This window comes from Streptomyces sp. VNUA24 (assembly GCF_029167005.1).
In the GTDB taxonomy this organism is placed as follows: domain Bacteria; phylum Actinomycetota; class Actinomycetes; order Streptomycetales; family Streptomycetaceae; genus Streptomyces; species Streptomyces scabiei.
Genome location: NZ_CP119143.1, coordinates 5788461 through 5808048, shown reverse-complemented (window position 1 = coordinate 5808048; position 19588 = coordinate 5788461). Strand labels below are relative to the sequence as shown.

Annotated in this window: 14 protein-coding genes and 2 tRNA genes; 12 read left to right on the top strand and 4 right to left on the bottom strand. The window is 69.4% G+C overall.

Annotated elements, in window-relative coordinates:
• Positions 1-956 precede the first annotated feature (956 nt).
• From dnaN to PYR72_RS24705, 8 genes are all read left to right on the top strand, one after another.
• Positions 957-2087, top strand: coding sequence for a DNA polymerase III subunit beta (gene dnaN, locus PYR72_RS24740; protein WP_013002244.1), 1131 nt, complete (start codon positions 957-959; stop codon positions 2085-2087).
• A 206-nt stretch (positions 2088-2293) separates the two neighbouring features.
• On the top strand, positions 2294-3169 hold the full coding sequence (gene gnd / locus PYR72_RS24735) for a phosphogluconate dehydrogenase (NAD(+)-dependent, decarboxylating) (protein WP_275457357.1): 876 nt from the start codon (positions 2294-2296) through the stop codon (positions 3167-3169).
• A 110-nt stretch (positions 3170-3279) separates the two neighbouring features.
• Positions 3280-4404, top strand: a complete 1125-nt coding sequence (recF, locus tag PYR72_RS24730) for a DNA replication/repair protein RecF (protein WP_275457356.1) — start codon at positions 3280-3282, stop codon at positions 4402-4404.
• The gene (locus PYR72_RS24725) at positions 4401-4934 is read left to right on the top strand and encodes a DciA family protein (RefSeq protein WP_275457355.1); all 534 of its coding nucleotides are present in this window, start codon (positions 4401-4403) and stop codon (positions 4932-4934) included. The genes recF and PYR72_RS24725 overlap by 4 nt, the downstream gene beginning before the upstream one ends.
• A gap of 417 nt (positions 4935-5351) precedes the next feature.
• Complete coding sequence (gene gyrB, locus PYR72_RS24720; protein WP_275457354.1) at positions 5352-7397, top strand: DNA topoisomerase (ATP-hydrolyzing) subunit B; 2046 nt, start codon at positions 5352-5354, stop codon at positions 7395-7397.
• A 42-nt stretch (positions 7398-7439) separates the two neighbouring features.
• On the top strand, positions 7440-10034 hold the full coding sequence (gene gyrA / locus PYR72_RS24715) for a DNA gyrase subunit A (protein WP_275457353.1): 2595 nt from the start codon (positions 7440-7442) through the stop codon (positions 10032-10034).
• A gap of 18 nt (positions 10035-10052) precedes the next feature.
• A complete protein-coding gene (locus PYR72_RS24710; protein WP_275457352.1) occupies positions 10053-10862 on the top strand; it encodes a DUF3566 domain-containing protein in 810 nt (269 codons plus the stop codon).
• A gap of 166 nt (positions 10863-11028) precedes the next feature.
• A tRNA-Ile gene (locus tag PYR72_RS24705) sits at positions 11029-11105 on the top strand.
• Positions 11106-11324: 219 nt separating this feature from the next.
• Here PYR72_RS24705 and PYR72_RS24700 read toward each other — a convergent pair.
• A complete protein-coding gene (locus PYR72_RS24700; RefSeq protein ID WP_275457351.1) occupies positions 11325-11714 on the bottom strand; it encodes a DUF6344 domain-containing protein in 390 nt (129 codons plus the stop codon).
• A gap of 466 nt (positions 11715-12180) precedes the next feature.
• On the opposite strand from PYR72_RS24700, the gene PYR72_RS24695 reads away from it, so the two are divergent.
• The gene (locus PYR72_RS24695; RefSeq protein WP_003999697.1) at positions 12181-12309 is read left to right on the top strand and encodes a DLW-39 family protein; all 129 of its coding nucleotides are present in this window, start codon (positions 12181-12183) and stop codon (positions 12307-12309) included.
• Between the two features lie 414 nt (positions 12310-12723).
• Positions 12724-14232 (top strand): hypothetical protein, encoded by a 1509-nt coding sequence (locus PYR72_RS24690; RefSeq protein WP_275457350.1) that lies wholly within the window; start codon positions 12724-12726, stop codon positions 14230-14232.
• Between the two features lie 42 nt (positions 14233-14274).
• On the opposite strand, the gene PYR72_RS24685 is transcribed toward PYR72_RS24690, so the two are convergent.
• Positions 14275-16233, bottom strand: a complete 1959-nt coding sequence (locus PYR72_RS24685) for a protein kinase (RefSeq protein WP_275457349.1) — start codon at positions 16231-16233, stop codon at positions 14275-14277.
• Positions 16234-16528: 295 nt separating this feature from the next.
• A complete protein-coding gene (locus PYR72_RS24680; protein ID WP_005482990.1) occupies positions 16529-17077 on the bottom strand; it encodes a transcriptional regulator in 549 nt (182 codons plus the stop codon).
• A gap of 182 nt (positions 17078-17259) precedes the next feature.
• Between PYR72_RS24680 and PYR72_RS24675 the strand changes: the two genes are divergently transcribed.
• Positions 17260-17332 (top strand) — tRNA-Ala (locus PYR72_RS24675).
• Between the two features lie 493 nt (positions 17333-17825).
• Here PYR72_RS24675 and PYR72_RS24670 read toward each other — a convergent pair.
• Positions 17826-18527, bottom strand: a complete 702-nt coding sequence (locus tag PYR72_RS24670; RefSeq protein ID WP_059079568.1) for a DUF5324 family protein — start codon at positions 18525-18527, stop codon at positions 17826-17828.
• A gap of 398 nt (positions 18528-18925) precedes the next feature.
• On the opposite strand from PYR72_RS24670, the gene PYR72_RS24665 reads away from it, so the two are divergent.
• On the top strand, positions 18926-19459 hold the full coding sequence (locus PYR72_RS24665; RefSeq protein WP_059079567.1) for a peptidylprolyl isomerase: 534 nt from the start codon (positions 18926-18928) through the stop codon (positions 19457-19459).
• The last annotated feature ends 129 nt before the right edge of the window (positions 19460-19588 follow it).

The following is a 19588-nucleotide window of genomic DNA, read 5'->3' as shown; positions in this document are numbered from 1 at the left end:
GGACGTGTTCCCGAGGGCGCCTTCGGCGTTCTCGAGCCGGCCTTCGGGCGTCGTCGGGCCTGCTTCGGTCGCCGTCGCGCCGGCCTTCGGACGCCGTCGAGGCGGCTTCAGACGTCGTCGCGCCGGCCTTCGGACGCCGTGGAGCCGGCTTCGGGCGTCGCCAAGCCGACATCAGGTGTTCGAATACCAGCCGGGTTACGGCCTCCCTCCACAGATTCGGGGACTTTCTTCCGTCCACACCCTGGGGACCGGGAAGTTATGCAGATCGTGTCCACAGGGACGCTTGCTGAGGGATCATCAGGCCAGGTCAGTCCCCTGTGGATTCGTGGACGAAAGATCTCCACAGGCTGTGGACGAAGCGGTGATCCACAGACTGTGGACGAGGTTGTCCACCGACGGCCCACAGGTCACGCCCGGTTGTCCCCAGTGATCGACGGCTTCTCCACATGCCTGTCCACTGTTCGGCAAGCCAACGCGCCTCCTCACTGTGTCGAGTGAAAGGCGTCACACGAAGTTGCCTGGTTGGGCTGTGGGAAAGACGGGTAAACCTGGGGACGCCGCTGGGGAGAAGTAGCCCCGGGCTGTGCACGGTGTGTGCAGAACTTTCCGTTCTCCACAGAGACCCCCGGTTGTCCACCGCCTCCGCCCACAGGCCCGGTGGACAAAATTTGCCTCCTGAGCTGCGAAAACGGGGTTATCCACGGTTTCCACAGGCCCTACTACTACTCCCAACTAGAGAGAGCTGGGAATCCGTTTCGAAGTGGGTCCTGTGCACAACTCGCTCCTGGCTGCCCGACCGCGCCTCGTCACGACTTGACCCCGAGAGGCTCCGAGTGTCAGTGGTGTGCGTCAGACTGGTCCCCGGTGTCCTTCCCGTCACAGGGACCACCGACACCGAGACAGACGACGAAGCCAGGCAGGGCGAGAAGCGCCGGCAGCAGCAGGAGGCGGCAACAGTGAAGATCCGGGTGGAACGCGACGTACTCGCGGAGGCCGTGGCCTGGGCGGCGCGCAGCCTCCCGGCACGGCCGCCGGCGCCTGTCCTCGCCGGCCTCCTTCTGAAGGCCGAGGAAGGCCAGCTGAGCCTCTCCAGCTTCGACTACGAGGTCTCCGCCCGGGTCTCCGTGGAGGCGGAGGTCGACGAGGAAGGCACGGTGCTCGTCTCCGGCCGGCTGCTCGCCGACATCTGCCGCGCCCTGCCCAACCGGCCGGTGGAGATCTCCACAGACGGTGTACGGGCCACGGTGGTCTGCGGCTCCTCGCGGTTCACCCTCCACACACTGCCTGTGGAGGAGTACCCGTCCCTGCCGCAGATGCCGAACGCCACGGGCACCGTCCCCGGCGAGGTCTTCGCCTCCGCCGCCGCCCAGGTTGCCATCGCCGCCGGGCGCGACGACACGCTGCCCGTCCTCACCGGTGTGCGCATCGAGATCGAGGGCGACACGGTCACGCTGGCCTCCACCGACCGCTACCGCTTCGCGGTCCGCGAGTTCCTGTGGAAGCCGGAGAACCCCGAGGCGTCCGCGGTCGCCCTGGTGCCCGCCAAGACGCTCCTGGACACCGCCAAGGCCCTCACGAGCGGCGACAGCGTCATCCTGGCGCTCTCCGGATCGGGCTCGGGCGAAGGGCTGATCGGTTTCGAGGGCGCGGGCCGCCGTACGACCACGCGGCTGCTGGAGGGCGACCTCCCGAAGTACCGCACCCTGTTCCCGACCGAGTTCAACAGCGTGGCCGTCATCGAGACCGCGCCCTTCGTCGAGGCCGTCAAGCGCGTGGCCCTGGTCGCCGAGCGGAACACCCCGGTGCGGCTCAGCTTCGAGCAGGGCGTGCTGATCCTGGAGGCCGGCTCCAGCGACGACGCACAGGCTGTGGAAAGGGTCGACGCGCAGCTGGAGGGCGACGACATCTCGATCGCCTTCAACCCCACGTTCCTGCTGGACGGCCTGAGCGCCATCGACTCCCCGGTGGCCCAGCTGTCGTTCACCACGTCCACCAAGCCCGCGCTGCTCAGCGGCAAGCCGGCTCTGGACGCCGAGGCGGACGAGGCCTACAAGTACCTGATCATGCCGGTGCGGCTCAGCGGCTGACCGGCCGGACACCGCCGCGGCTCGGCCGCGGCGGTGTCCACAGGGTTGTGGGTTCCGGTGGATCACCGGGCCCTCGGTACGAAGCCGCAGGTCGGGGGCTACTTATGAGCGGGTATGCCCACAGGTGTGCGTGAGCGTCCGGGTCTAGGCTCGTAGGTGGGTACGTACGTGCCCGCACGCAGACGTCGCAACCTAAGGAACCACTGATGGAGCTCGGTCTCGTCGGCCTCGGCAAGATGGGCGGGAACATGCGCGAGCGCATCCGCCGCGCAGGCCACACCGTCATCGGATACGACCGGAACCCGGATCTCGCCGATGTCCACAGCCTGGAAGAGCTGGTGGGCAAGCTCCACGGCCCGCGGGTCGTGTGGGTGATGGTCCCGGCGGGTGCCGCCACCCAGTCGACCGTCGACGAGCTGGCCGAACTGCTGCAGCCCGGGGACGTCGTCGTCGACGGCGGGAACTCCCGGTGGACGGACGACGAGAAGCACGCCGAGCAGCTGGCCGCCAAGGGCATAGGCTTCGTCGACTGCGGTGTCTCCGGCGGCGTCTGGGGACTGGAGAACGGCTACGCGCTGATGTACGGCGGTGACGCGGAGAACGTCGCCAAGGTGCAGCCGGTGTTCGACGCGCTGAAGCCCGAGGGCGACCTCGGGGCGGTGCACGCCGGCAAGGTCGGTGCCGGGCACTTCGCGAAGATGGTCCACAACGGCATCGAGTACGCGATGATGCAGGCGTACGCCGAGGGCTGGGAGCTCCTGGAGAAGGCCGACTCGGTGACGGACGTCCGCGAGGTCTTCCGTTCCTGGCAGGACGGCACGGTCATCCGCTCCTGGCTGCTCGACCTGGCGGTGAACGCACTCGACGAGGACGAGCATCTGGACCGGCTGAAGGGGTACGCGCAGGACTCCGGCGAGGGCCGGTGGACCGTGGAGGCCGCCATCGACCACGCCGTGCCGCTGCCCGCGATCACGGCCTCGCTCTTCGCGCGGTTCGCGTCGCGCCAGGAGGACTCTCCACAGATGAAGATGATCGCGGCGCTGCGGAACCAGTTCGGCGGCCACGCGGTCGAGACGAAGTAGCCCGCGCGACCGGCGCGACCGACGGCGGGACGAACACGCCGAGGTCGACACACAGTCGTCCACAGGGCCGCACGGCGGTCCACAACCCTGGGGGAGGTCGGCACCCGACCATGCACGTCACGCATCTGTCGCTGGCCGACTTCCGCTCGTACGCCCGGGTCGAGGTCCCGCTCGACCCGGGCGTCACCGCGTTCGTGGGGCCCAACGGACAGGGCAAGACGAACCTGGTGGAGGCGGTCGGCTACCTCGCGACCCTCGGCAGCCACCGGGTCTCGTCGGACGCTCCCCTGGTCCGCATGGGCGCCGACCGCGCGATCGTCCGGGCGCAGGTGCGGCAGGGCGAGCGGCAGCAACTGGTCGAGCTGGAGCTGAACCCCGGCAAGGCGAACCGCGCCCGCATCAACAGGTCGTCGCAGGTCAGACCGCGTGACGTACTCGGCATCGTGCGAACGGTGCTGTTCGCGCCGGAGGACCTCGCCCTGGTCAAGGGCGACCCCGGCGAACGGCGGCGCTTCCTCGACGAGCTGATCACCGCGCGGTCCCCGCGCATGGCGGGTGTGCGCTCCGACTACGAGCGGGTCCTCAAGCAGCGCAACACGCTCCTGAAGTCGGCCGCGCTGGCCCGTCGGCACGGCGGCCGCACCATGGACCTGTCCACGCTCGACGTGTGGGACCAGCACCTCGCGCGCGTGGGCGCCGAACTGCTCGCCCAGCGCCTGGACCTGGTCGCCGCGATCCAGCCGCTCGCCGACAAGGCGTACGAGCAACTGGCACCCGGGGGCGGCCCGGTGGGCCTGGAGTACAGACCCTCGTCCCCCGGGCTGGTCGGGCACGCGCGCGAGGAGCTGTACGAGCAGCTGACGGCGGCCCTCACGGAGAGCCGCAAGCAGGAGATCGAGCGGGGCGTCACCCTGGTGGGACCCCACCGCGACGATGTGACGCTCAAGCTGGGCCAGCTGCCCGCCAAGGGCTACGCCTCCCACGGCGAGTCCTGGTCCTACGCCCTGGCCCTCAGGCTGGCCTCCTACGACCTGCTGCGGGCCGAGGGGAACGAGCCGGTGCTGATCCTCGACGACGTCTTCGCCGAACTGGACAGCCGCCGGCGGGAGCGGCTGGCGGAACTGGTCGCGCCCGGCGAGCAGGTCCTGGTGACCGCCGCGGTCGACGACGACGTACCGGACGTACTGACAGGGGCGCGCTACGTCGTGTCCGACGGGACGGTGGAGCGCGTATGAGCGGATCCGGAACGACCCCGACACCTCCCGAGCCCTCCGGCGTGGACCTCGCGCGCGTGGCGCTGCGCGCGGCGAAGGAGGCCGCACGCGCGCGTGGTGAGGCCACACAGCAGAAGAAGCAGGCCAGGCGCGGTGGCGGGCTGCGGTCCGGTGCCCGTGCCGACGGCCGCGATCCCATGCCGCTGGGCCCCGCGATCAACCGCCTGATCACCGAGCGGGGCTGGGAGACCCCGGCGGCCGTCGGCGGCGTCATGGGCCGGTGGCCGCAGATCGTCGGCGACGACCTGGCCAGACGGTGCGTGCCGGAGCGGTACGACGAGGACGAGCGGGTTCTGCACGTGCGGTGCGACTCGACGGCGTGGGCGACGAATGTACGGCTGCTGGCTCCGCAACTGGTCGCCCGGCTCAACGAGGATCTGGGGCACGGCACCGTACGGCTGCTGAAGGTGCACGGTCCCGCGGGGTCCGCCCGTCGCTACGGGCCCCTGCGGGCCCCGGGAAGCACGGGTCCCGGCGATACCTACGGGTGACCGTAGTCACATTTCCGGGTGCCGTCGCGCCCGTCACCGGGGGGTCCGCGCGGCCCCGTCCACAGGCGTGCGCTCAACCGCACGCCACGGCGTGCGGTTGCGAACACGGACGTGACCCGGGAGTAGCAAAGGGTTGACACCCGGAAGCGCTGAGTGCCGCTGTGAGCCTCTTGGAGCCCCGCTCCCCATATGGGGAGTCGGGAGAGACCGGTTCAGGGCGGCACATGCGGACTCAGGTACCGGCAAACCCCCATCACTGTCGGCGCTACCGGTAGACTGGAGAAGAATCCCGCCCCCTTCGCGGGGATCGCTTCGGAAACACCGTTCACCCCAGACAAAGGCTTCCACCGCAACGCCGCAGCCGGCCCGGCAAACCCGCCGGGAGCCTGGCTTGTGCTGTGCCAGAAAGGGCGCTTCGTGGCCGATTCCGGCAACCCCAACGAGAACATCCTGTCCACCGAGGCCCCGGCCGGAGTCGCCGAGGCCTCGGCCACGGCGTACGACGCCAGCGCCATCACCGTCCTCGAAGGCCTGGACGCGGTCCGCAAGCGGCCCGGTATGTACATCGGTTCCACCGGTGAGCGCGGACTTCACCACCTGGTGCAAGAGGTCGTCGACAACTCGGTCGACGAGGCACTGGCCGGCCACGCGGACACCATCGACGTCACGATCCTCGCCGACGGCGGTGTGCGGGTCGTCGACAACGGCCGTGGCATCCCGGTCGGCATCGTCCCCTCCGAGGGCAAGCCGGCCGTCGAGGTCGTGCTGACGGTCCTGCACGCGGGCGGCAAGTTCGGGGGCGGCGGCTACGCGGTCTCCGGCGGTCTGCACGGCGTGGGTGTCTCCGTCGTGAACGCCCTGTCGACCAGGGTGTCCGTCGAGATCAAGACCGACGGCCACCGCTGGACCCAGGACTACAAGTTGGGCGTCCCGACGGCCCCGCTCGCCCAGCACGAGGCCACGGACGAGCACGGAACCACGGTCACCTTCTGGGCCGACCCGGACATCTTCGAGACCACGGAGTACTCCTTCGAGACGCTCTCGCGGCGTTTCCAGGAGATGGCGTTCCTCAACAAGGGTCTGCGGATCAACCTCGCCGACGAGCGGGAGTCGGCGAAGGCCACGGCCGGGGCGGACGAGGCGGGCGAGGACGAGAAGCACGAGGTCAAGAGCGTCTCGTACCACTACGAGGGCGGCATCGTCGACTTCGTGAAGTACCTCAACTCCCGCAAGGGGGACGTGGTGCACCCCACCGTGATCGACCTGGAGGCCGAGGACAAGGACAGGAGCCTGTCCCTCGAACTCGCGATGCAGTGGAACAGCGGTTACAGCGAGGGTGTCTACTCCTTCGCGAACATCATCCACACGCACGAGGGCGGTACGCACGAAGAGGGCTTCCGCGCGGCGCTGACGAACCTGGTCAACAAGTACGCGCGCGAGAAGAAGCTCCTGCGGGAGAAGGACGACAACCTCACGGGCGACGACATCCGCGAGGGCCTGACGGCGATCATCTCGGTGAAGCTGAGCGAGCCGCAGTTCGAGGGCCAGACCAAGACCAAGCTGGGCAACACCGAGGTGAAGACCTTCGTCCAGAAGGTCGTCTACGAGCACCTGAACGACTGGCTGGACCGCAACCCGGTCGAGGCGGCGGACATCGTCCGCAAGGGCATCCAGGCGGCCACCGCGCGCGTGGCGGCCCGCAAGGCCCGGGACCTCACCCGCCGCAAGGGCCTCCTGGAGACGGCGTCGCTGCCGGGCAAGCTCTCCGACTGCCAGTCGAACGACCCCACCAAGTGCGAGATCTTCATCGTCGAGGGTGACTCCGCCGGTGGTTCGGCCAAGTCCGGCCGGAACCCCGAGTACCAGGCGATCCTCCCGATCCGCGGCAAGATCCTCAACGTGGAGAAGGCCAGGATCGACAAGATCCTGCAGAACCAGGAGATCCAGGCGCTGATCTCGGCCTTCGGCACCGGAGTCCACGAGGACTTCGACATCGAGAAGCTGCGCTATCACAAGATCATCCTGATGGCGGACGCCGACGTCGACGGCCAGCACATCAACACCCTGCTGCTGACCTTCCTGTTCCGCTTCATGCGGCCGCTGGTCGAGGCCGGGCACGTGTTCCTGTCCCGCCCGCCGCTCTACAAGATCAAGTGGGGACGCGAGGACATCGAGTACGCGTACTCCGACCGCGAGCGCGACGCGCTGATCGAGATGGGCCGGCAGCGCGGCAAGCGCATCCGGGAGGACTCGATCCAGCGCTTCAAGGGCCTCGGCGAGATGAACGCCGAGGAACTGCGCATCACGACGATGGACCAGGAGCACCGCGTCCTCGGCCAGGTCACGCTCGACGACGCAGCCCAGGCCGACGACCTGTTCTCGGTCCTGATGGGTGAGGACGTCGAGGCCCGTCGCGCGTTCATCCAGCGCAACGCCAAGGACGTCCGCTTCCTCGACATCTGAGTCGGTCTCAGCTGACCGCACAGGGAAGGATCTTCACCGGCCATGGCCGACCAGAACACTCCAGTGACGCCCGAAGAGGGCGGCGAGACCGTCATGCGCGTCGAGCCCGTCGGGCTCGAGACCGAGATGCAGCGCTCGTACCTCGACTACGCGATGTCCGTCATCGTGTCCCGCGCGCTGCCCGACGTACGCGACGGTCTCAAGCCCGTCCACCGCCGCGTCCTGTACGCGATGTACGACGGCGGCTACCGGCCCGAGAAGGGCTTCTACAAGTGTGCCCGTGTCGTCGGCGACGTCATGGGCAACTACCACCCGCACGGCGACTCCTCGATCTACGACGCGCTGGTCCGCCTCGCGCAGCCGTGGTCGATGCGGATGCCGCTGGTGGACTCCAACGGCAACTTCGGCTCGCCGGGCAACGACCCGGCGGCGGCCATGCGCTACACCGAGTGCAAGATGGCGCCGCTGTCGATGGAGATGGTCCGTGACATCGACGAGGACACCGTCGACTTCACGGACAACTACGACGGCCGCTCCCAGGAGCCGACCGTCCTGCCCGCCCGCTTCCCGAACCTGCTGATCAACGGCTCGGCCGGCATCGCTGTCGGCATGGCGACCAACATCCCGCCGCACAACCTCCGCGAGGTCGCGGCCGGCGCCCAGTGGTACCTGGAGAACCCCGACGCCTCCCACGAGGACCTCCTGGACGCGCTGATCGAGCGCATCAAGGGCCCCGACTTCCCGACCGGCGCCCTGGTGGTCGGCCGCAAGGGCATCGAGGAGGCGTACCGCACGGGCCGTGGCTCCATCACGATGCGCGCGGTCGTCGAGGTCGAGGAGATCCAGAACCGCCAGTGCCTGGTGGTCACGGAGCTTCCCTACCAGGTCAACCCGGACAACCTCGCGCAGAAGATCGCCGACCTCGTGAAGGACGGCAAGATCGGCGGTATCGCGGACGTCCGTGACGAGACGTCGTCCCGTACGGGCCAGCGCCTGGTCATCGTCCTGAAGCGCGACGCGGTCGCCAAGGTCGTGCTGAACAACCTGTACAAGCACACGGACCTGCAGACGAACTTCGGCGCCAACATGCTGGCGCTGGTCGACGGCGTGCCCCGCACCCTCTCGCTCGACGCGTTCATCCGCCACTGGGTGACGCACCAGATCGAGGTCATCGTCCGCCGTACGAAGTTCCGGCTGCGCAAGGCCGAGGAGCGGGCGCACATCCTGCGCGGCCTGCTGAAGGCCCTGGACGCCATCGACGAGGTCATCGCGCTGATCCGGCGCAGCGACACCGTCGACATCGCGCGTACGGGCCTGATGGAGCTCCTGGAGATCGACGAGATCCAGGCGAACGCCATCCTCGAGATGCAGCTGCGCCGCCTCGCCGCCCTGGAGCGCCAGAAGATCATCCAGGAGCACGACGAACTTCAGGCCAAGATCCGCGAGTACAACGAGATCCTCGCCTCCCCGGTCCGCCAGCGCGGCATCGTCAGCGCGGAACTCGCCGCGATCGTGGAGAAGTTCGGCGACGACCGCAAGACGATGCTGGTGCCCTACGACGGTGACATGTCCATCGAGGACCTCATCGCCGAGGAGGACATCGTCGTCACCGTCTCGCGCGGCGGTTACGTCAAGCGGACCAAGACGGTGGACTACCGCGCGCAGAAGCGCGGCGGCAAGGGCGTGCGCGGTACGAAGCTCAAGGAAGACGACATCGTCGACCACTTCTTCGTCTCCACGACCCACCACTGGCTGCTGTTCTTCACCAACAAGGGCCGTGTCTACCGGGCCAAGGCCTACGAGCTGCCGGACGCCGGACGTGACGCGCGTGGACAGCACGTCGCCAACCTGCTGGCCTTCCAGCCGGACGAGGCGATCGCCGAGATCCTCGCGATCCGCGACTACGAGGCCGCGCCCTATCTGGTGCTCGCCACCAAGGGCGGTCTTGTGAAGAAGACGCCTCTGAAGGATTACGATTCGCCCCGTTCCGGCGGTGTCATCGCGATCAACCTCCGTGAGAAGGAGGACGGTTCCGATGACGAACTGATCGGAGCCGAACTCGTATCGTCGGATAGTGACATCCTTCTGATCAGCAAGAAGGCACAATCGATCCGCTTCACCGCGACGGACGAGGCATTGCGGCCCATGGGCCGTGCCACCTCGGGTGTCAAGGGCATGAGTTTCCGTGAGGGCGACGAGCTGCTCTCGATGAATGTTGTTCGACCCGGTACGTTCGTGTTCACTGCCACAGACGGCGGGTACGCGAAGCGGACCAACGTCGACGAGTACCGCGTCCAAGGTCGCGGCGGCCTCGGTATCAAGGCCGCCAAGATCGTCGAGGACCGCGGCTCGCTCGTCGGTGCGCTGGTGGTCGAGGAGACCGACGAGATCCTCGCCATCACGCTGTCGGGCGGTGTGATTCGTACGCGAGTCAACGAGATCAGGGAAACCGGCCGTGACACCATGGGCGTCCAACTGATCAACCTGGGCAAGCGCGATGCCGTCGTCGGCATCGCTCGTAACGCCGAGGCGGGGCGGGAGGCGGAGGAGGTCGACGGCGACGAGGCCGTGGACGAGACCGCCGAGGGTGCCGCGACGACCGGTACGGACGAGGGTGAGGCGCCCTCGTCCGAGTAGCACGAGGAGTGAGTCAGCGTGAGCGGAGCCACGGGCGCGGGATCGTCCGGTACTTCGGCCGGCACTTCGACCGGGTCGGAGGCGGACGGCGGCGGCCGTGGCTCCGCCGCGCGTGCGATGGACACGCACACGACCCAACTGAAAGCGATCAAGGGCGCGACCGACTCGGCTCCGCCCGCGCCGTCGCTCGACAAGGCCGGACCCCAGGGGGGAACCGTGACGGAGCCCCGTGGTGCGCAGGCCCAGCAGCCCGCGCCGGGCGGCACGGCCGCGGCCGCGGGCGGGTCCACCCGCCCGGCTCCCCCGCAGGCCACCGCCCAGGCGCAGGCCGGTGGCTCGGCGCTGCCCGGTGAGCGGCAGTCGCAGCAGCAGGCCGGCCCGTACCACCCGCCGCAGGCGTACCCGTCGGCTCCGGACGGTTCGCGCCAGCCGCGCCCGGCAGCGCGCACGACGCCGCGGACGCGCAAGGCGCGGCTGAGAGTGGCCAAGGCCGACCCGTGGTCCGTGATGAAGGTCAGCTTCCTGCTCTCCATCGCCCTCGGTATCTGCACGGTCGTCGCGGCCGCGGTGCTGTGGATGGTCATGAACGCGATGGGCGTGTTCTCCACGGTCGGCGCCACCATCTCCGAGGCCACCGGCTCGAACGAGTCCAACGGCTTCGACCTGCAGTCGTTCCTGTCCCTGCCCAACGTGCTCGTGTTCACCACGATCATCGCGGTCATCGACGTCGTCCTCGCGACCGCCCTCGCCACGCTCGGCGCCTTCATCTACAACATCTCCGCGGCCTTCGTCGGCGGCATCGAGCTGACGCTCGCCGAGGACGAGTGAGCACGGCGACCACTTAGGAACGGCCCCGGGGACGGCGTCGAACGCCGTCCCCGTCAGGCTGCCCGACCGCCCCGCGGCTCCCCTCCGGGTATCGATTTTGGGACTCCCCACGTCGTGCGCTAATCTTCAGGAGTCAGCGCGCGGGACACACACCGCACAGCGCGGCGGGGCTATAGCTCAGTTGGTTAGAGCGCATCCCTGATAAGGATGAGGCCACAGGTTCAAATCCTGTTAGCCCCACCAGCATGAAGACCCTCAACCGATGACGGTTGGGGGTCTTCGTCGTTCCTGGGCTCGACTGGTGATCAGTGATCAGTGATCGGTGATCGGTATGTGGTGAGTGGTGACACAGGAACCCCCGGCCATTCCGGCCGGGGGTTCCTGGTGTTCCGCGTTTGTTCCGCGGGGCGTTCGTACGCAAGATCGCCACGGGGGTCGTGCGGGTCTGGTGCCTGGGGTGGATCAGCGCTGGAGGGGTGGGGCGGGCCGTTCGGCCTGCGGGAGGGAGGACCGTAGGGCGGTGGTGTTCGTGGCGTTCACGGCGTCCGTGACATTCCTGGATTCCGAATTCCTGGATTCCGATTCCAGGAGCGCGCGGTGGCGGCAGGAGGGCGAGGAGCCGTGTGCCTCGGCGCGGATGCGTTGCTTCATCGTGGGGGGCAGGGCGCGATCGTGGGGCCGGACCGGCAAGGCCGTGGCCGGCAGCGTCGTGGGGGCCGCGCAGTTGCGGGTGGTGCCGGTCTGGGGTACCGCGGCCGATGCCGTGGTCGTGATCAGTCCGAGTGCCGTGCACAGCGCCAGGACGGCGGTGACGACGGCGGTCCACAGCTTCATGACCTTGTTCTGGGCCATGGCCCCTCACTTTCGGGTTGGGCGATTTGCGTACTTTCCTCATGATGTGTATGTGGGCTCTGGAATCGTGTACCGACGCTCGTGGCGTGTGGATCGTCGGATCAACACCACTCGGATGGCCGCAAGGGGCTCGGAAAGCTCCAGGAAGCCCGTGCGGGGGCGTAGGGGCCGTGCGGGCCCGGGCCCCGGGCGCCGTGGTGGCCGCGAGAGCGGGCGGGGCCGGGGTGTGGGCGACGGGGATGCGGCGGAGGTGTGGCGGAGGCGGTTGTCCTGTGCGTTCGCGCCGCGTGTGGGAGAGGTGGGGGACCTGTGTGATGACCCTGCGATCGGAACAGTTGCATCCGGTTCTACTGCGGCCTTCCTGGCGGCAGTTGAGGGGCGGGACGCAGGTCACCGATCGGTATCGGTCGGTGTGTATAGTCGGGCGCCAGAGGTCCCCTACGTCAAGGAAAGACGAGGTCGCGCGGTGAAGAAGCTTCTCCTGGTCGCACTGGCCGCCATCGGCGGGCTCCTCGTGTACCGCCAGATCCAGGCGGATCGCGCCGAGCAGGACCTGTGGACGGAGGCTACTGACTCCGTGCCCACGGGTTCGTGAACATCGACATCAGTCTCAGAGCAGACCCCGGCCGCGCTCGCGGTCGGGGTTTTGTGTTGCCGCCCGGGCACCTCGCCCGCGTTCCCTCGGGCATCCACGAGTGTCTTGCCGACATCGGATTCGCCTTGGCGAACGATGTGATTGCCGAAGCAAAGCGAGGGGTCTGGTAGCGGCTGTTTTCGGCCGCTCCTTGCCCGGAACGAGGGCACCGGCGGGCACGGCCCGGCAGGATGGGCGCATTCACTCCGGGCTTTCTTCCACGCTTTCTGCCGGGCGGTTCTTCCGGACGGCTCTTCTGCGCGGTTCTTTCGGGCTTTCCCGCGGGCTTCGACTCCGGAGCCGCGAACTTCGGACTACGACGAGGGGTGGCGCTAGATGGGGCGGCGCACGGTCGGGTGGCGAACTGTGGCGGCCGTGGGAGCGGCCCTGTGCGCGGCGATCACGGCGGCCGGGCCCGCGACGGCCGCCGACGACCCCACGCCGTACGCCTATGCCGAAGGCGCGAGGACCATCGAGGGCGCCGCGAGCAGCACGGGTGCCGCGCGGCTGGCGGCCGGCGGGACCTACCGCAGCTCCATCGGTCCGGGCGGCAAGCTCTACTACCGCCTCGACCTGGACGCCGCCGCGAACGCGTACGTCTCGGCCACCGTCGTACCCGCCGCCGGAGCGACGGTCGCCTCGGCGGACGGCATCAGGGTCTCCCTGCAGGACGCCGACGCGCATCGCTGCGCTTACGAGACCGCCCGTTTCGGTCCCACCCGCAGCGCGCACCCCGTGACCGCCTGGGCCTCGCGCGAGATCGGCAGCGACGAGTACATGTGTCAGGAGGCGGGGACCTACTACGTCGTCGTGGAACGAGTCGGCGCCGGAGGGGGCGCGGGAGCGGTTTCCGGGACGGCTGCCGGATCGGGGTCGGGCTCGTCCTCGGAGGGCTCGTCGGAGAAGTGGGGGCTGGAGCTCGGCTTCGTGTCTGAACCCGCTGTGACGAAGGGGGGTCCGACGAGTGCTCCCGAGAGTTTTGACTCCGCACCGCCGGAGGATCTGTCCGGCGACCCCGAGCCCCGGCACGGCGGGAGCGGTTTCGCCACGGCGAGTCCTGTGGGGCAGGGCGTCTGGCGGGACGAGTCCGGGATCAGGGCCGGGGAGACGCTGTTCTACAAGGTGCCCGTGGGCTGGGGACAGCAGCTCCACGTCACGGCCGATCTGGGCAGCGCGACGGGTGGCGACGGGTACGTGGGCAACGCGTTCGCCATGTCGCTCTACAACCCCGTACGCGGCCTCGTGGACGACGGGACCGCCAACTACAGGGGTGAACAGCGGTCCACCTCCCTCGACCCGCTCCCGCCCGTCGCGTACGAGAACCGTTTCTCCCTCGACGGCGAAGTGAGCAGCATGCGGTTCGCGGGCTGGTACTACCTGGCCCTGCATCTCGGGACATCGGTCGCGGACCGGTACGGCGAGGAGCCTCTCGGACTGACCCTGAGGGTGCGGCTGGAGGGCCGGGCCGGCGCCGGGCCGGGATACCTCGGTACGTCCGAGCCGCGCGGAGTCTTCGAGGTCACCGCGTACGACCAGGAGGCCGCGGAGAAGGGGACCACGGGGGAGACGCTGGACGGAGCGGGTGCCGGTGGCGGTGGCGACGACGGGGACGCTTCCGGCGGCGGCAAGGATTCCGGCGACTCCTCCGGCGACTCCTCCGGCGGGGACCGGCGTCTTGCCATGACGGTCGTCGCGGCGAGTGGCATCGGTACGGGGAGCCTGCTGGTGTTCGGACTCGTGGTGTGGACCCTCGTGGCGCGCAGGCGGGCATCCGCCGAGGTGAGGGGGAGGGCACGGCTGACGGCGGGGGCGGACGCCCAGGCCGGGCGGCCCGAGGCGGGCGAGGCGTCTGGGGGGCGACACGGGGCATCCCGGGGGCGGTGAGGCGGGGCCTGGCTCTTCGAACGGTGCCGGTCAGGGGTGAGGTCAGAGTTGGCCCAGAGCCCAGAACCCCACAGCGAAGCAGGCCAGCGCCAGCAGCAGGACCGGGAGAGCCACCTTGAGAGAAGGGCCCGTGCGGCGTCGGGGAAGCGCTCTCGATCGCCGTGGAACCTCGGAGGGTCGAGCGGTGTATGAACCAGTAGAGGCGTAAGCGTGCTGCTGCACCGCCGCGATCGGGGCCTGAGCCAGGCCCAGAGGCGAGTGGACCTGGGGGGAGGGGACATGCGTGGGTTCGGCGTACTGCGCCGGGACGGCTTGTACGGGCGTCGCGCCGGGGGGAGTGGCCTGATGCTCGGTTTGGTGCTCCGGGTGGCCCGGGTCGTGGCCGCGCTGCTGTTCCGTCCGGAGCGCGGAGGTGCGGGCGGCGAGTACCTGGGGCGGCGGCAGATGGAAGCTGCCGGTGTCCGACATCGTGGACGGCTGCACGGGCGCGGGGTCGCGCTCGGGCCGCGGAGGTACGGGGGTGGGGGGCACCCCGGGGGCTATGTGACTGGGGTGCGGCGAAGACGCCGGCCTTGCCGCCGACGAGGAGGCTTCGTCGTGCGGCCGATGTCCGGTGCTGGTGCTGCTGCCGGCATCGGGGCCGGGAGCGGACGTGGTGGGCCCGGCCGGGGGCGGAGCGGTCGTGGGCATGGGAGGGGGCGTGGGCGGGGGCGGTATGAGGCCCATGTGCTGGGGCTGCGGTCCGGAAGCTGCGGACGGCGTGGGTGGTGCGGTGCCCGTGCCGGGCCGGGGTGGCGGGCCCTGGAAGGCCGGGTTGTGGACGGGCGGGTGGTGAGGTGGCGGAGGTGTCGCTTCCGCACCCGACGGTGAGGCACCTCCCATGACCGGTCCCGAGCGCGAGGAGGCGGAGGCGGTCGAGGGCGACGACGGAGATGAGGCCGAGAACGGCAGCGAGGACGGAGACGAAGCCGCGGAGGGAGGCCCGGAAGAAGGCCCGGACAGAGGGGGTGGTGTGGCAGCCGGGGGGAAGTGGCCCGGAACCTGCGAGGACATGCCACTGTCCGTCCCCGTGCCGCCGGTGTGGGCGCCTGTTCCGGTCTTGTCCAGACCGGACGCTCTCTGCAGGGGGCCTTGGGGGGCGAACCCCGACGGCAGCGGGCCGAGTTGGTCGAAGACCTCCACCAACTCGTCGTCGGGTCCGGGTTCGGGGAGGAGCTCCGTGGCGGCGGCGAGGGCCTTTCGGGCGCCCGTGGCGGTGCGGAAGCGGGAGTCGGGGTCTGGCTGGAGCAGCGTGGCGATGACCTGCCACAGCGGCTCGGGGATGCCTCGCGGGGCCTTCGGAGTGCCGTGGGCGGCGAAGTGCTCGATGAGGGCCTTGGAGTCGGGTTTCGCGCCTTCCAGGAGGTACAGGGCGACGAGACCCACCGCGAAGAGGTCGGCCGGGAAGTCCGGGTCGGCTCCCAGCATCTGCTCGGGAGCGAAGTAACCCGGCGTTCCCACCACGTAGTTGGTCTCGGTCAGACGTGGCTCGCCCAGGCGCATGGCGATGCCGAAGTCGGACAGGCGCAGACGGGGCCGGGCCGTGCCGGTGGCCTCCAGCAGCACGTTGGCGGGCTTGATGTCGCGGTGGATGATGCCCTCGGCGTGCACGGCGGCGAGGCCGGACAGCAGCTGATCGAGCAGGCCGCACACGTAGACGGGCGGGAGGGGGCCGTAGTCGTTGATGAGGTTGACCAGGGAGCCTCCGGCCACCAGGTCCATGGTGAACAGGACCTTGTCGTCGTCGGCGGCCCAGCTGGCGGGCGCGAGCACATGGGGATGGTCGATCCGCACGGCCTGCTCGCGGACGAAGCGCAGCAGGGCGTGCGCGTCGCGCTGCTGCAGGACCTTGGCGGCCACATAGCGGCGGCGGCGGTGGTCCCAGGTGCGCCAGACCGCGCCGACTCCCCCGCGTCCGATCGGGTCGACCAGTTCGTACCGGCCGGCGAAGACCTCACCCATGGCTGTGCGTCGTTCCCCCTTCGGCTCCCCCGCGGCTGCCCGCCGGCGGAGGACACGGCGTTCCTGCCGCCCCTTGCGGAGCCGGCTCGCACGTGCCCGGCCTCCCCGCAGCTCGATGTCCCGCCTCTGTACCCCTTGTCTCCCCGCTGCCTTCCGCTTGCTTGTGTCCACCGGCTTGCCTGGAGTGGAGCCTACGTCCACGTCTCCAGGGCTCAAGAGGGGCCTACAGAACCCTCGTTCCCATTTCGGCCTCGGCCCGGCCGCCGAACCCCCTTCCGGGGACCGGGCCTTGGGCTCAGCTCTGGTGGGACTGGTAGTGCGCCACCGCGTCCGAGGTGCGGCCCGCGCCGTACACCCGGAGGAACTCTGCCAGTTCCGGGTGGGTCGGGGCGAGGGTGTCCGCCGCCTCGATGATGTCGCCCGCGGCCGCCACCGAGCGAAGCAGTGACTGGATCTCGCGGACCACCCGCTTGACCGTGGGCGCCCCCGAACTCGTCGTCGACTGCGTGGTGTTGCTGAGCACCGATCCCCCCTGTGACTTCTTGATCTCGTCCATGCGCTCGGTCGCCTCGGCGGCGCTCACGCTGCCGTCCGCGACCTGACCCGCCAGATCCTGCAGCAGCTGCACCCGCTGGACCACTGCCGGATTGCCGATCTTGGCACGCTGACCGCTCATCAGCTGCGACAGCATCGGTGCGGACAGGCCCAGCACCCCCGCGAGACGAGCCTGGTTGAGCCCCAGGTCCTCGATGAGCCTACGGAAGAGCGCCCCCAGCGGCTCTCCGTACCAGTTCCGCTGCAGCTCCCGGGCTCTTGCGGTCGCTTCCTGCTGTGCGGCGTCCATTGCGTCTCCCCATCGCTTCCCCAAATACCGTGGTTCGCTGTAGCGAACCACGACGAGCATCTTACGGAGAGTGGTCGTCCACGGGGACCCCCAATCTTTTTGCGAGATCCCGGGGGTGACCCGGTACTCTGGTCTGCGAAGCCCCCCGGTGGTCGGTTCTTCCGGGTGGTTGCTTCGCCTCCGGGGCCTTAGCTCAGTTGGTAGAGCGCTGTCTTTGCATGGCAGATGTCAGGGGTTCGACTCCCCTAGGCTCCACAGCGGATCGGCCGGGCCGGATGTCGTAGGACATCCGGCCCGGCCTTTTTCGTGTTCCCGGCACCGATTCGCGGGCGCGGCTGCGGACGGGGTTCGTCGCGATCGCTACGTGTGCACTCCGCGGTGAAGGGGCCATTGGAACGGGGTGACGTGCCTCGGCGTCCGTCGGTGTGCGCATATGCGAAAACGGTGTTCTGCGTCACAGGCGAGGGTGGCGGAATGGGTGCCTCACTCTTCGCAACCGGACCAGTACATTCCGGCCTGCCCGTGGACCGCGCCCGAAGCCGGCCGCCGTTTCACGTGAAACAGCCCGGTGGGGCAGAAGACCAGCAAGTCCTCTGCCCCACCGGGCTGTTGGAGAATGTCCCGTCGGACGGGCTCTCGGGCACGGCCGAGCCGCTCAGCCGAGCCGCAGACGACCCTGACCGGGCCGCAGACGACATCTTCCGCCGGCCGACTGCAGCCGGGCGGAAACGGGGCCGGGCCCAGATCCTCAGCGGTGGTTGTCGCGGTCGGCGGCTTCCTCCTCCGCCTGCTTGGCCTCGACCTCCGGATCGAGGACGGACTGACCGCTGCCGTCCACGGAGGACAGCCGGCCGGAGTCGGAGACCTCGGTGGCGGCGGGCGGCTCGACCAGCCAGTCGGGATTGGCCTGCTTGTCCCACCACTTCCAGGCGGCGAACGCGCCTCCGGCCAGGACGCCGATCACGGCCAGTCCCTTGACGGCGCGCCCGAGCTTCGCGCGGCGCTGCTGCCTGCGGACCAGCCTCTGGATCTGCTGCGGTGAGACCTGTCCACGCAGTGCGGCCAGTGCCGCGACGCTGCGGGCGGTGGCCTCTTCGCGCACCGGGCCGGCGGCGGCCACGGCCTGCTCGATGCGGGGGCGGGAGTAGTCGGCGGCCTGACGGGCCGCCTTGCGGGTGCGGACGGCGGCTTCATGGGCCGCGTGGTCGACCTTGGGCGGCACATGCGTGCGGGCCTGCTCCAGGCGCGGGACGACGAGGGCGCCGTACTGGACGCGGGCCTGCTCCGCGGCCTGCGACACCTTCGGCGCGATCAGCACGCGTGCCTCGTGCGCGTAGTGCGAAGCCTTGTCCTTGGCCGTGTCGGCGTAGGGCGCCACCACTTCCGCGGCGTGCAGCACGCTGTCCTTTGCCGAGCCGGTCGCGGCGCGCACGCTCTCGATGCGGGTCACGGGATCCTCCTCCTCGGTGGCGTACGTAATTCGACTTTCCACCCTTTTGGGGATCATGCCTCTCGGAGCGATCCGGGGCATGTGCGGGCGGGCATCCGGGTCATGGGCGCCGGCTCCGGCCGATCGTCCAGCAGGAGCCGTGCCGGACCGGCCCATGCGATGGTCCGTGCGTTGGTCCGGGCGATTGGGTCCGTGCAATAGAGGATGAATACGGGACAACGGGAACTTGTCCGCGACAGTGCCGACAATGCCACGGATCGTCGCGAAGCGCGCCGCTACCGGGGGTACTAGGCCGGTTTTTGCGTGCTCTCCCGGGACGAGAGGGCGGGCGTCGCGGGACGCACGGCGTCGGCCGTGCGAGGATCGGGGGAGTCACAGAGGACAACGGAAGGCAGATCGTGGCAGAGCAGCTGTACGCCACCCTGAAGACCAACCATGGCGACATCGAGGTGCGGCTGCTGCCGAACCACGCGCCCAAGACGGTCCGTAACTTCGTCGAGCTCGCCCAGGGCGAGCGTGAGTGGACCAATCCGGCCACCGGCCAGAAGTCCACGGACAAGCTCTACGACGGCACGGTCTTCCACCGGGTGATCAGTGGATTCATGATCCAGGGCGGTGACCCGCTGGGCAACGGCACCGGCGGCCCCGGCTACCAGTTCGAGGACGAGTTCCACCCGGACCTCGCCTTCGACAAGCCCTACCTGCTGGCCATGGCCAACGCGGGTCCGGGCACCAACGGCTCGCAGTTCTTCATCACCGTCTCCCCGACGGCGTGGCTGACCCGCAAGCACACCATCTTCGGTGAGGTGGTCGACGCGTCCAGCCAGAAGATCGTGGACGCCATCGCCGGGACCCAGACGAACCCGCGCACCGACCGCCCGGTCAACGACGTCGTCATCGAGTCGGTCGTCGTGGAGACCCGCCAGGGCTGACCCTCGTCGGCATGCGCCGCCAGGGCCGAGGACGCAGGGCTCCCCGCGAGGCCGGAACCGAAAGGTCACAAGGCCCTGAAGGGAACCAATCGCCCCGCTCATCCGTAGGGATGGGCGGGGCGTCGCGCT

Excerpts from the sequence above, each read along its gene's own strand:
- gnd (WP_275457357.1), top strand. The coding sequence starts at position 2,294 with ATGGAGCTCGGTCTCGTCGGCCTCGGCAAGATGGGCGGGAACATGCGC.
- recF (WP_275457356.1), top strand. The coding sequence starts at position 3,280 with ATGCACGTCACGCATCTGTCGCTGGCCGACTTCCGCTCGTACGCCCGG.
- PYR72_RS24725 (WP_275457355.1), top strand. The coding sequence starts at position 4,401 with ATGAGCGGATCCGGAACGACCCCGACACCTCCCGAGCCCTCCGGCGTG.
- gyrA (WP_275457353.1), top strand. The coding sequence starts at position 7,440 with ATGGCCGACCAGAACACTCCAGTGACGCCCGAAGAGGGCGGCGAGACC.
- PYR72_RS24700 (WP_275457351.1), bottom strand. The coding sequence starts at position 11,714 with ATGGCCCAGAACAAGGTCATGAAGCTGTGGACCGCCGTCGTCACCGCC.
- PYR72_RS24685 (WP_275457349.1), bottom strand. The coding sequence starts at position 16,233 with ATGGGTGAGGTCTTCGCCGGCCGGTACGAACTGGTCGACCCGATCGGA.
- PYR72_RS24680 (WP_005482990.1), bottom strand. The coding sequence starts at position 17,077 with ATGGACGCCGCACAGCAGGAAGCGACCGCAAGAGCCCGGGAGCTGCAG.